The organism is Nonomuraea endophytica (assembly GCF_014203235.1).
In the GTDB taxonomy this organism is placed as follows: domain Bacteria; phylum Actinomycetota; class Actinomycetes; order Streptosporangiales; family Streptosporangiaceae; genus Nonomuraea; species Nonomuraea endophytica.
In genome coordinates this window covers 107897-121594 of sequence record NZ_JACHIN010000018.1, presented here as the reverse complement: position 1 = coordinate 121594, position 13698 = coordinate 107897, and the positions used below count along the sequence as shown (strand labels likewise).

Here is a 13698-nt window from a genome sequence, read left to right as displayed (position 1 = left end):
CTCTTGAACGGCCCGTTACGCCTGGGCGGGCCGTACCTCTCGAAAGGGCCGTCAGGCCAGTGCCGAGGCCGCGCCCTCGCCGGGGGGTGCGGCCGGCGCCCGGCCCGAGCGGAGCATGAAGGCCAGGGCGACGCCGGCGGCGGTGATCATGGCGACGATGATGAACTGCTCGTCGAGGGCGGAGACGAAGCTCTGGGACTGCACCTGCTGGTAGGTCGCGAACTCGGCGGCGAGCGCCGGTGTTCCGGGTGGGCCGACCTGCGGGAGCGGGGTTCCGACGGGCATCAGGCCGCTCCGGTCGGCGACGGTCTGCGCCTGGGTGCTGGTCAGGAGCGCGGTGAGGCCGGCGACGCCGATGGCGCCGGCCGTACGCTGGACGACGTTGTTGAAGGCGCTCGCCGCACCGACCTTGTCGGGGGGTACGGCGGAGGTGCCGCCGGTCATCACGGGCATCATCGCCAGGCCGAGGCCGACGGATCTCAGAGCCAGGAGCCACATGATGGTCTCGCGGGGCGTGTCCAGGGTGATCTGGTCAAGCAAGTAGGTGCCGTACGCCAGGATGGACAGGCCGATCACGGCCGGCCAGCGGGGGCCGATGCGGTCGTACAGGCGGCCGGCGATGGGCATCATGATGGCCAGCGCGATGGCTTCGGGGAGCAGGACCAGGCCGGATTCGAAGGCGCCCAGGCCCTGGTGTTCCTGGAGCAGTTGCGGGATGTAGAAAAGCACGGTGAAAAGGCCGATCGACAGCACGGCCATCAGGAGCAGCGAGTTCGTGAACGCCCAGTATCGGAAAATGCGCAGGTCGAGCAGTGGATGGTCGACTTCCAGTTCGACCACGATGAACAGGGCGAGGCTGATGACGCTGATGATGAACAACAGGCGGATGGTGTAGGAGTCCCAGCCCCAGTCCGGGCCTTCGGTCACGGCCAGCAGCATGGTGAACAGGCTGGTGCCGATGGTCAGAAAGCCGAACACGTCGAACGGGCCCGCTTCCCTGCCGGGCAGGTGCGGCAGGGTGGCGATGGCGGCGAAGACGCCGATGATGCCGACCGGCACGTTGACGTAGAAGATCAGCCGCCAGTCCACGTATTCGACCAGGTAGCCGCCCAGTGTCGGGCCGACGCCGGGGGCGAAGACCACGCCGAGGCCGTACATGCCCATCGCCATGCCGATCTTCTCGCGGGGGACGATCATGTACAGGATCGAGATCGTGACCACGGGCAGGATGCCGCCGGCGATCGCCTGGAGAATTCTGAAGGCGACCAGGATCTCCAGGCTTCCGGCGAAGCCGCACAACGCCGAGCCGGCGGCGAAGCCGACCAGGCACAGAATGTAGAGACGCCGGGCGCCGACCTTGTCGGAGAGCCAGCTGCTGGCCGGGGTCACCACACCCAGCGTGAGCGTGTACGCGGTGGCGACCCACTGGACCTTTTCGAGGCCGACGCCGAACTCGAACTGGATCGTGGGCAGGGCCACATTGACGATCGTGGTGTCCAGCACCGACATGAACATGCCGACGATGAGCACCACCAGCGGCAAAACCCAATTCTGCTTGGGAGCCATTCAGGGCCTTCTGATTCGGACCTCGACGTTCATTCCAGGTACCAGGCCGAGGCCTTTCTGGTCGGCGATGGCTATTTTGACCGGGACGACCTGGGTGACCTTCTGGAAATTGCCGGTGCTGTTGTTCTGCGGGAACAAGGAGAATTGGCCGGCCGTACCGCCTTGTATCTCTTTGACCGTGCCGGTGAGCGGGGTGTCGGTGTAGGCGTCGACGGTGATTTCCACGTGCGCGCCCAAGGTGACGCCGGCGATGCTCGTTTCTTCGACGCGGGCGGTGACGTAGACGGCGGACAGGTCGTAGGCGACGGCCAGTTGGGTGCCGGTGGCGACGAAGACGCCGTCGCGGCCGTTGTTCACCGCGACGGTGCCGTTGGCGGGGGCCGGGATGGGCATCTGGGGCCGGGCGAAGGCGCCCTGGACCTCGATGCGGCCCATGGACTGGCCTTTCACCATCGTGGTGCCCTCGGTGACCTGCCAGTCGATCAGGATGCCGGTGGTGGGGGCGTTGACGGACAGGCTGTCGCCGTCGATCTGGGCGTTGTCGGTGGTGACCCATTTCCTGTTCTCGAGGAACGTGACCACGGTCAGGATGCCGATGGCGAGGACGGCGATCACGCCGATGATGATCAGGGCGATCCGGGTGGAGCGTTTGATACGGCGTTTGCGCGGTATGACGGGTTCGGCCTCGACCACTGCCGTCGAAGCTTCCGCCATGGCGCCCTCCTTCATGCCATCGTGTGGAAATGTCCCGGGTCACTGGATCCGGACGATACTACGTATCCCCCTTATACGATCTGTGGCCTGCATCTTTTTCCGAAAACTGATGAACTTCAAACAGAACCATGAAAGCGACTCACCACTCGGACCGGGTTAATCGGGCATACTTCGGTCTGTTCGCAGTAGACGGGGGGTTGTCCGCGACTCATGACCAGGGTGAGATTTCGTGCGGTCTCCCTACGTGATGCGTGGCCGCCGCGAATGTCGAAAGCCGCCGCGTCGATGACGGTTCTGGCCGTGGTGGTGGCCGCCGGGAACACGACGTTCGTCATGACGCTGGATGCCGCGGCCAGCACGGTGTCCGCGTCCGGCGCCCTGTCGGCGAACCGGGAGGGCAGCCTCGGTTTCCTCAAGGGCGGCAAACTCATCCGGGTGAACGTCAAGGTCGGCGACGAGGTCAGCGCGGGCCAGGTGCTCGCCGTCCTCGACAGGTACGACCTGCGGCGGGCACTGGGTGAGGAGCGGGCCCAGCTGGCCGGGGCGCGGGCCGACTGGGCGCAGGTCAAGTACGGCACGACGGTGCCGGGGGCGCGCCGTACCCTTGCCCAGGCCGAGCGGATCCTGTCGGCGACCCAGAACCAGGGCAGCGCGCTGCTGGTCGCCGACAACGTGTCGATCCGCAACACCCTGCGTGAGTACAACGTCGACGAGCAGGAGCTGTGCAAGGCCCGGGACCGGCTCGCCCATGTGAAAAGCCAGTGCGAGCTGGCCAAGGAGAAGGCCCTGCAGGAGGGCGCCGACCAGCAGGCGGCCAGCCAGGCCTGCGCCCAGATCCCCACGTACCAGACGCAGGTGTCCCAGGCCCGGCAGCAGGTGTCGGTGGGCAGGTCGGCCGTCACCAACGCCCTCGCCCGGCACTACTCCGACGCGGCGGCCAACCAGACCGCGAACGAGAACGTCCGGCAGAGCGTGGTGAGCGCCTACAACACGCTGGACTCGGCCACCGCGGACCGCCCCTGGCTGCTGCGCCAGCTCAAGGCTTCGATCCGGTCCGCCCGCCAGGCCGTACGGTCCGCCCGGCACGACGTCAGGGACGCCACGCTCCGGGCCCCCTTCTCCGGGACCGTCTCGGCCGTCAACGGAACCGTGGGCGAGATCCTGGCGCCGAGCAACGACACCACCGTGCTCGCGCCGGGCACCGACGCGCCGATTCCCGGCGTCGAGCTGACGACCGCGCCGTTCATCGTGCTGAGTGGCACCGAGACGCTCCGGCTGGTCCTGTCCTACCAGGAGGCGGACGCGGTGAAGATCGCGCCGGGGCAGTCGGCCGACGTCACCTTCCCGGCCTTTCCCGGGCTGGTGGTGCCTGGTTCCGTCCTCGCGGTCGGGCCGTCGGGCAACGCCAACGCGGACGTCAGCAACTATTACGTCACCGTCGTGCTCCAGCGCGGCGACCTCCGGCTGAAGCCCGGTCTCACCGCCGAAGCCACCATCAGGACCGGTTAAGCGACGGCTTTCCCGGGGGGATCGTCATGAGCGACGACGCGGCGGACCTGCTTGCTGGAGCGCAATGAGGGCACGGGAGTTCCGGACGATTTCTGGATCGGAACCGGATCGTCGCAGGGAACCACGTCTACGCGAAAGACAATTCTGATGACCGGTGGGGGCATCCCCGACCACGATGTGGGCGTTGGCGCACAGCGGGCGGCACGACGCGCGGGTGTCGGGTCGGGGGAGGCGAACCGGCCGGGGTCCAGGCTCAGTGGTTCAACAGGCATTCCCTCGGTCCGGATAAAACCCTGCAACAAAGGACACAATTCGACGTCAACGCCCGTTTCGGGCGTATACAAAACCGATAAAGACCGTGACTGAAAGTAGTGATTGTCAGGCTGGTGGTGAATGTGTATGAATCTCGTTTAATGTGGCGTTCACCTAGAAAGTGAGGCAGTGGTGACATCCTCGGCGGGGCTGTCCTCAGACGAAATCCAGCTTTCCGACACCAAGCGAGCCCTGCTGGAGCAACGCCTCCGCCGCCGCTCCACCGGCAAGTCAGCCGGCATCCCGCGTCGCGAGCCGGACGCCGAGATCCCCCTGTCCTACGCACAGGAGGGCCTGTGGTTCATGGAGCAGTTCGCTCCGGGAACGGCCGCCTACACCATCCCTTTCGTCCTGCGGCTGCGCGGCGACCTCGATGGTGAACGACTCCACCAAGCGCTCGAAACAGTCGCATCCAGGCACGAGATTCTGCGCACCCGATTTCCGGCCGACGCGGACGGCAGGCCCCGCGTCGAGGTATCCGAAACCGGACAAGTCGAGTTACGACGGCTGACAGCCACCGACGAGGCGCACGCCCGCGACTTGCTGGGCGAAGAGCTCGCCCGCCCTTTCGTGATCGCCACGGAGCTGCCCATCCGCGCCGCGCTCGTCCGCCTGGCCGACGACGACCACATCCTGCTGGTGACGCTCCACCACATCGCCGGTGACGGATGGTCGCTGGAGATCCTGGCCGGAGAACTGCGCACGCTCTACGCCGGCGAGACCCCGCCCGAGCTGGCCCTGCAGTACGCCGACTTCGCCCTCTGGCAGCGCACCCGCCCGGCCGACCAGGCCGACCTGGCCTATTGGCGCGAACGGCTGGCCGGCGTGCCCCCCATCGACCTGCCCATCGACGGCCGGCGCGGCGCCGTGGCCACCTTCGACGGCGCCTCCCACTCCTTCCGGCTCGGCCCCGAACTGCTGGCCGCCGCCAACCGCCTGGCCAGGGAGCACGACGCGACGCTCTACATGGTCGTGCTGGCCGCCTACCAGGTGCTTCTCGGCCGCCACAGCGGGCAGAGCGACTTCGCCGTGGGCACGCCGGTCGGCGGGCGCCCGCGCAGCGAGCTCGAACCCCTCATCGGCATGTTCGTCAACATGCTGGCCATGCGCGCCGACCTGGACGGCGACCCCACCTTCACCGAACTGCTCACAAGGGTCCGGCAGCACACGCTGGACGCCTTCACGCATCAGCGGCTGCCCTTCGAGCAGTACGTCGGGGAGCTCGGGCACACCAGGGACGTCTCGCGCACCGCCGTCTTCCAGGCGGCGCTCGCCCTGCAGAGCTACGACGAGGACAGCTTCGCCTGGCCGGGGCTGACGGCCGGGCCGTACCCGCTGACCGCCAGGGCCGCGCCCTACGAGCTGGAGTTGTTCCTCACCGAGCGCGCCGACGGCCTCGACGCGCTGTTCGTCTACAACCGGAACCTGCTGGACCCGGCCACGGTCGAGGAACTCGGCGCCCGGTTCGCCACCCTGCTGCGCGCCGCCGTCGACGGGCCGGACGCGCGGGTGTGGGACCTGGAGATGCTGACGCCTCGGGAACACGAACAGCTCCTGGCGCTGGCCGAGGGGCCGCGCGAGCCGTACCCCGGGGAGAAGACCTTGGGCGGGCTGTTCGAGGAGCAGGCCGCCCGCACGCCCGGCGCGATCGCCCTGGAGTACGGCCGGCAGCGCCTCACCTACGCCGAGCTGGAGCGGCGCTCGGCTGTGCTGGCCGGGCGATTACGCGAGCTGGGCGCGGGGCCGGGGGCCCGGGTCGCGGTCGGCTTGGAACGTTCGCTCGACCTGGTCGTGAGCCTGCTGGCCGTGGTCAGGGCGGGCGCCGCCTACGTGCCGCTGGACCCCGACTACCCGCGGGACCGCCTGGACTTCATGCTGGACGACGCGCGGGCCTCGATCCTGCTGCCGGAAGAGACGGTCCGCGAGCCCCGCCCGGCGACGGAGACGCCGCTGACCTCGGCCCATCCGGCCTACATGATCTACACCTCCGGCTCGACCGGCCGCCCCAAGGGTGTGCCCAACACGCACGCCGCCATCGTCAACCGCCTGGACTGGATGCAGCGGCGCTTCGGCCTGACCGGCGCCGACGCGGTCATGCAGAAGACGCCCGCGGGCTTCGACGTCTCCGTCTGGGAGTTCTTCTGGCCGATCACCACCGGCGCCCGTCTCGTGGTGGCCGAGCCGGGCGGGCACCGGGACACCGCCTACCTGCGCGACCTGATCATCGGCAGCGGCGTGACGACCATGCACTTCGTGCCGTCGATGCTCGCCGCCTTCCTGGAGGAGGAGGGCGTCGAGGGCTGCGTCTCGCTGAAGCGGGTCATCTGCAGTGGTGAGGAACTGCCTCCGGCCGTCGCCGCCCGGTTCTTCGAACGCCTGCCGTCCACCGAACTGCACAACCTCTACGGCCCCACCGAGGCAGCCGTCGACGTCACCGCCTGGCGGTGCGCGCCCGGCGAGAGCCGGATCCCGATCGGCCGTCCGGTGCAGAACACCCGTATCCACGTCCTCGACGCGCGGCTGCGGCCGGTGCCGTCCGGCGTGCCCGGTGAGCTGCACATCGGCGGCGTCCAGGTCGCCCTCGGCTACCACGACCGGCCCGCGCTGACCGCCGAACGCTTCGTGCCCGACCCCTACGGCCCGCCCGGCGCGCGCCTGTACCGCACCGGCGACCTGGCCAGGGTGCGGCGCGACGGCGCCGTGGAGTTCCTCGGCCGGGTGGACAACCAGGTCAAGATCCGCGGCCAGCGGGTGGAGCTGGGCGAGATCGAGGCCGTGCTGCGCGAGCAGGCGGGCGTGCGCGAGGCGCTGGTCGTCGCCGACGCGGACGGCCTGGTGGCCTACGTCGTCACCGACGTCCCGGACACCGACGTCCAGGACACCGACTTCCGGGCGGCGCTGAAAAAGATCCTGCCCGACCACATGGTGCCCGGCGCCTACGTGACCATGGACGCGCTGCCGCTCAGCCCCAACGGCAAGGTGGACCGCGCCGCGCTGCCCGCCCCCACCCGGACCGCCGGGGACGGCGCCCCGCCGACCACCCCGGCCGAGATCGCCGTCGCGGAGATCTGGGGCGAACTGCTCGGCCTGTCAGACATCAGGGCCGACGACGACTTCTTCGAGATCGGCGGGCACTCCCTGGTCGCCATCCAGGTGGTGGCCAGGCTGCGCAAGCTGCTCGCGCCGGTCGAGGGCCGCTCGGTCGGCGTCATGGACCTGTTCCGGCACTCCACCGTGCGGGCGCTGGCCGAGCTCATCGAGGGCCCGGCCCCGGCCGAGGACACGCCGCGCGAGCTGCTGCACCGCCTCACGCGTTCGCGCGCCGCACCCGCGCTCACCCTCGTCTGCTTCCCCTACGGCGGCGGCAGCGCCCTGGTCTACCAGCCGCTGGCCGACGCCCTGCCGGAGGAGTGCGCGTTGTACTCCATGGCCTTCCCCGGCCACGACCCGGGACGCCCCGACGAACCGGTGATGCCCCTGGACGAGGTCATCGACCAGTGCGTACGCGAGATCCTCGACGGCGTCGAAGGACCGATCGCCCTGTACGGCCACTGCGGCATCGGCGGCGCCGTCACCGCCGAGGTGGCCCGCCGTCTGGAGGCCGCAGGGCGCGACCTGGAGGCCGTCTACATCGGCGCCATCTTCCCCTTCGCCCGCCCGCAGGGCCGCATCGCCGGTCCCCTGGGCAGGCTGCTGCGCTCCGACCGGCTGCGCGGCGACCGTACCTATGAGAACCGCATGAAGGCCATGGGCAACGACATCTCCGGCCTGGACGAGGAGCAGGTCAAGTTCATGGTCCGCAACCAGCGCCGGGACACGCTGATCGCGGAGGAGTCGTTCACCCGCATGCTCGGCGAGCGGGCCGAGCCGCTGCGCGCCCCGGTCATCGCGGTCGTCGGCGAGCAGGACCCGGCGACCGACTACTACCGCGAGCGCTACCGGGAGTGGCAGTTCCTGTCGCCCACCACCGCGCTCGTCGTCCTCAACGAGGCCGGCCACTACTACCTGAAGTACCGCGCCGACGACCTCGCCCAGATCCTCACCAACACCCACATAGCGATGGAGTACGGCTCCGCCGCCGCGCTGAACCGCTCCGCGAGGGGGCCGGCCGCCAGGTGGTGGGTCGAGGAGACAGCCTCGCCGCATGAAGAGAGGCAGGCGCCGCCCCCGAGCATGCGGCGCTTCCTGAGCGTGTCGGCCGCCCAGCTCGTCGCCCTGGTCGGCACCGCGATCACCGACTTCGCGATCCCGATCTGGGTGTACACCACGACCGGATCCCTGCTGAACTTCGCCCTCCTGGTCGCCCTGGCGATCATGCCGGGCGTGCTGGCCGCCCCGCTGCTCGGCGCGATCGTCGACCGGTCGGGCAAACGCTCGATGATGGCGCTGGCCAACAGCCTCGCCGGCGGTGTGCAACTGATCTTCGGCGCGCTGTTGTGGACCGGCACCCTGGCCACCTGGCACATCTATCCGCTGGTCGCGACGCTCTCGGTCATGATGGTCTTCCAGCGGCTCGCCTACTCGGCCGCCCTGCCGCAACTGGTGCCCAAGCGCTATCTCGGGCACGCGGCCGGCGTGGTGCAGATGCTCCTCGGCACCTCCCAGTTCGTCGCCCCGCTCCTGGCCGTCGCGCTGCTGGCCGGAGTCGGCCTGAGCGGCATCCTGGCGATCAACGTCGCTGGCTTCTGCGTGATGCTGGGCGCGCTGGCCGTCATCCGCTTCCCCGCCACCCTCGGGCTGGAGCGGCGCGAGACGCTGGCCGCCGAGATCGCCGGCGGGTTCCGCATGTCGCTGGGCAACCGGCACCTGCGGGCCGCGCTGCTCTACTTCGCCGTGCTCAACGTCATGCTGGCCGCGGTGCTGATGTCGATCTCGCCGCTGGTGCTGTCGTTCTCCGACCTCGGCACCGCCGGGCGCATCGCGTTCGTCGGCGGCCTGGGCGCCACGCTCGGCGGCATGATCGTCGCGCTGTGGGGCGGGCCGCGCCGGCGCCGCATGCACGCCGTGCTGCTGGGCACGCTGGCGCTCAGCCTGTTCGCCGTCGTCACCGGGGCCCACGCCTCGCCGCTGACCGTCGGGCTGGGCGCGTTCGGACTGTGGTGCAGCCTGTCGGTGGTCAACGGCGTCTTCATGACGATCATCCATGTGAAGGTGCCGCAACGTTTCCACGGCCGGGTCATGGCGTTCAACCAGATGATCTCCTGGTCCACTTTGCCGGTCGGCATGGCCGTGGTCGCGCCGCTGGGCGAGCGGGTGCTGGAGCCGCTGCTCATGCCGGACGGCGCGCTGGCCGCCGGCGTCGGCGCGGTGATCGGGGTGGGGCCCGGGCGCGGCATCGGGTTCATGTACGTGCTGCTCGGCCTGGGCATCGCCGTACACGCGCTGGTGTCGATGCGGATCCCGGTCCTGGCCAGGTTCGACCAGGAGGTGCCGGAGGCCGATCCCGACGACCTCGTCGGCGCGCGGGCGCTGCAGGCCGGCGCGGGCAACACCGTCAGCCTGGCCTGGAGCGCGCCGGCCTTCGCCAAGGCTCTGACCATGCCGCTGAGCGCCGCCAAGGCCGCCGAGCTGCTCGGGGAGCCGGTCGAGCGGGTCCTGCTGCGCACCGGCGGCGAGATCAGCGCGGTGTACGAGGTCAGGACGCCGAGCCGCGAGCTGATCTTCAAGCTTTACCCCGGCCTGTTCACCGACCGTATGCGCAAGGAACAGCGGGTCTACGAGCTGCTCGGCCGTACCGGGGCGGCGGCGCCCGGCGTGGTCCTGGCCGACGACTCCAAGCGTGACCTGGCGCAGGCGTACCTGGTGATGACGAAGATCCCCGGCCGGCCGCTCTCGCAGGTCTCCGCCGCCCTCGACACCGGGACCGTCGAACGGCTCTACCGCGAGATGGGCCGCGTGCTGCGCGCCGTGCACACCGTGGAACTCACCGCGTACGGCCCGCTCGACGGCGTCCAGGAACCCACCAACGACGCCTACCTCGGCGGCCAGTTCGACCTCAAGGTCGCCCAGTTCGCCGAGTTCGGCGGCGACCCGGACGTGCACGCGGCGCTCGTCGCCCGCGTGCGCGCCGACCGCCACCTGCTGGACCGCTGCACCACGCCCGTCCTGCTCCACCACGACTTCCACGAGCGCAACGTCATGGTCGAAGAGCACGACGGGCGGTGGGAGCTGACCGGCGTCATCGACGTGGAGAACGCGCTCGCCGGCGACCCCCTCATGGACCTGGCCCGCACCGACTACTTCGCGGTTCAGGACGATCCGGCCCGCCGCCGCGCCCTCCTGGACGGGTACGGCACGCTGCCCGGCGACTGGGCCGAGCGGCTGGCCTTCTACCGGCTCTACCACGCGCTGGACCAATGGCACTGGCTGGCCACCATCGGCGAGGTCAGCGCGCTGGAGCCGATCACCCGGGAGATTCGCGCATGCCTGTGACCGAAGACGCCTTCCCCGCCTCCTCCGCGCAGGAACGGGTCTGGTTCCTCAGCACGCTGTTGCCCGGCCTGCCGCTCTACAACATCGCCGGCGTCTCCCGGCTGGACCGGCTCGGCGAGGTCGACCCCGCGCTCATGGAGGAGGCGCTCCGGCTGGTGGCCGAGCGGCACGAACCGATGCGCACCCGCTTCGAGCTGCGCGACGAGAAGGTCATGCAGCTCATCGCCCCCGAGATCCCGGTATGGCTGGCCTACACGGACCTGACCGAGACGACATCGGCTGGTCCGGAGGCGGCCTCGGTGGCGTCGGCCGGTGCTGAGGCGGCTTTGGCGGCGTTGGCCGCCGAGGACGCCGCGGAACCGTTCGCCCTCGACCAGGCGCCGCTGTGGCGGGCCAGGCTGGTCAAGCTCGGCGGCGGCCAGTGGCGGCTCGTCCAGGTCTTCCACCACGCCGTCTACGACGCGTGGTCCGCGGAGATCTTCGGCGCCGACCTGGCCGAGGCGTACCTGTCACTGAGTGAACAACGCACCCCCCGCTTCGCCAAGCTGAGCGTCCAGTACGCCGACTACGCCGTCTGGCAGCGCGAGCAGCCCTTCGAGTCCGACCTGGCCTACTGGAAGCAGCGCCTGGCCGGATCCACCCCCCTCGAACTGCCCGCCGACCACCCCCGCCCCGCCGAACTCGGCTACGCCGGAGCCAACCACCCGTTCACCGTCCCCGCCGAGCTGACCGCCCGGGTGGCGGCCCTGGCCAAGCACCGCTGCGCCACCCCGTTCATGGTGGTGTTCACCGCGTACGCCGCCCTGCTCGCCCGCTGGAGCGGCCAGAACGACGTGGTGATCGGCTCACCCGTGGCCGGGCGCGAGCAGGACGAGCTCAACCCGCTCATCGGCATGTTCGTCAACACCCTGCCGCTCCGCACCGACCTGGGCGGCGACCCCACCTTCGAAGAGGCCCTGGACCGCGTGCGCACCACCGTCGTGGAGGCGATCGAACACCAGGACGTGCCCTTCGCCCGGATCGTCGGCGCGCTCAACCCGCCCCGCGACCCCGCCCGCACCCCGCTCTACCAGGTCGCCTTCAACCAGCTCCCCTTCGACGTACGCGGCCAGATCGGCACCGGGACCACCAAGACCGATCTCACGCTGGAGCTGCAGAACGCGCAAGGGGACATGAGCGGATGGCTGGAGTACAGCACCGACCTCTATGACCCGGCGACGATCGCGGGGCTCGCGGAGGGGTACCTCGCCCTGCTCGACGCGGCCACGGCCGATCCGTCCCTGCCGTTGTCGCGGCTGCCGCTCATGTCCGACGCCCGCCGGTCCGAGGTGGTCGGTACCTGGCACGGGGCGCGCCGGCCGTACCCCTCGATGGCCCTTCACGAGCTCGTGGCGGCACGCGCGGCCGAGAGCCCGGACGCCCCGGCGGTGATCGTCCCGCATGAGGACCGCACGCTGACCTATGCCGAGCTGGACGTCCGGGCCGAAACTCTGGCCCGGACGCTGGTCTCCCGTGGCGTGGGAGTCGAGTCTCCGGTCGCGGTCTGCCTCCCGCCCGGCGCCGACCTCGTGATCGCCCTGCTGGCCGTCCTGAAGTCCGGCGCCTGCTACGTCCCGCTCGACCCTCGCTATCCGGCCGAGCGGCTGCGCTTCATGCTTGAGGACTCCGGGACCGGGCTCGCGCTCACCACTCCCGAACTGGCCGATCGCCTGCCGGGCGTCTCGCTGGTGACCGACCTGTCCGTGGAGGTTCCGGATCATCGCCCGTTGCCGGGCGTCACGCTCGACCACCTCGCGTACGTGATCTACACCTCTGGCTCCACCGGCGTGCCCAAGGGCGTCATGGTCCCGCACCGGGGCGTGGTCAACCTTGTCGAAAGCCTGGCATTCCCGGCGGCCGAGCGTGTGCTGCTGCTGACTCCGCTCTCCTTCGACATCGCCGGCCTCGAACTCTTCGGGCCGCTGCTCCGGGGCGGGGCTGTGGTGGTGGCGCCGCCGTACGGGAAACTCGCCCCGCTCCTCGCGGACGTGACGACCGTCCAGGCGCCCCCGTCGGTCCTGGAGGAGATCATCACCGAGCTCCCGGACGGCCTGCCGAAGATCCTGAGCGGCGGCGAGCCCCTCGGCCTCCCGCTGGCCCGCCGCCTGCTGGGCAAGGCCAGAGAGCTCCACAACATGTACGGCCCGACCGAAACGACCATCTGGTCCCTCACCCACCAGGTACACCCGGAGGACGCGGCGATCTCGATCGGCCGCCCCGTGGCCAACACCACGTCCTACGTCCTGGGCCCCGGCCTGGATCCGCTCCCGCCCGGCGTGGTCGGCGAACTCTACCTGGGCGGCGACGCCCTGGCCCGCGGCTACCACGGCCGCCCGTCCCTGACCGCCACCCGCTTCGTCCCCGATCCCTTCGGCACCGCCGGCGGCCGCCTCTACCGCACCGGCGACCTGGTCCGCCGCGGGCCCGACGGCACCCTCGAATTCGTCGGCCGGGTGGACGACCAGGTGAAGGTCCGCGGCGTCCGGATCGAGCTGGGCGAGGTCGAAACCGCCCTCACCTCCCATCCCGGCGTCACCCGCGCCGTGGCCGCCGTCCGCGACGACGCCCCCGGCGGTCGCGCCCTCGTCGCCTACGTGGACGACCGGGCCCCGCTGGCCGAGCTGCGCGGCTATCTCCAGGACCGCCTGCCGCCCACCATGGTGCCCAGCCTCTACGTGCCGGTCGGCGTCTTCCCGAAGCTGCCCAACGGCAAGCTCGACCGCACCGCCCTCCCCTCCCCTCAGACCGCCCCCGTCACCACCGCACCCACCACGCCGGTGACGGCCGCGGAGGAACTGGTCCACGACATCTGGACCGGCGTCCTGGGCAGGGAGGCGTTCGGCATCGACGACGACTTCTTCGACCTCGGCGGCCACTCGATGCTCGGTACCCGGGTCGTGGCCAGGATCTGTTCGGAACTGGAGATCGAGCTGCCGCTCAACACGCTCTTCCTGACCCGGACGGTCCGGCGGCTGGCGGCGGCGGTGGAGGCGCACCTGGCGGCGGAGATCGACCAGCTCTCGGAGGAGGAGGCGGCGGCGCTGATGGAGGGGTGACGGCGCCCGTCCGCTGCTGGACGGAACCGGTGGCTGGAGTACGATCCGGCTCCCCGGTGAGCCAGGGTGG

Annotated in this window: 5 protein-coding genes; 3 read left to right on the top strand and 2 right to left on the bottom strand. The window is 70.3% G+C overall.

Annotated elements, in window-relative coordinates:
- Positions 1-51: 51 nt before the first annotated feature.
- Positions 52-1533 carry a DHA2 family efflux MFS transporter permease subunit gene (locus tag HNR40_RS45250; RefSeq protein ID WP_312896777.1) on the bottom strand — a complete coding sequence of 494 codons (1482 nt, stop codon included), beginning with the start codon at positions 1531-1533 and terminating at the stop codon, positions 52-54.
- Between the two features lie 33 nt (positions 1534-1566).
- Positions 1567-2280 carry an efflux RND transporter periplasmic adaptor subunit gene (locus HNR40_RS45245; RefSeq protein ID WP_221341625.1) on the bottom strand — a complete coding sequence of 238 codons (714 nt, stop codon included), beginning with the start codon at positions 2278-2280 and terminating at the stop codon, positions 1567-1569.
- Positions 2281-2565: 285 nt separating this feature from the next.
- Here HNR40_RS45245 and HNR40_RS45240 point away from each other — a divergent pair, with 285 nt between their 5' ends.
- From HNR40_RS45240 to HNR40_RS45230, 3 genes are all read left to right on the top strand, one after another.
- Positions 2566-3789: an HlyD family secretion protein gene (locus HNR40_RS45240; protein ID WP_184972984.1), complete on the top strand. Its 1224-nt coding sequence runs from the start codon at positions 2566-2568 to the stop codon at positions 3787-3789.
- 441 nt (positions 3790-4230) lie between these two features.
- On the top strand, positions 4231-10533 hold the full coding sequence (locus tag HNR40_RS45235) for a non-ribosomal peptide synthetase (protein ID WP_184972982.1): 6303 nt from the start codon (positions 4231-4233) through the stop codon (positions 10531-10533).
- Positions 10524-13628 (top strand): non-ribosomal peptide synthetase, encoded by a 3105-nt coding sequence (locus tag HNR40_RS45230; RefSeq protein ID WP_184972980.1) that lies wholly within the window; start codon positions 10524-10526, stop codon positions 13626-13628. The genes HNR40_RS45235 and HNR40_RS45230 overlap by 10 nt, the downstream gene beginning before the upstream one ends.
- The last annotated feature ends 70 nt before the right edge of the window (positions 13629-13698 follow it).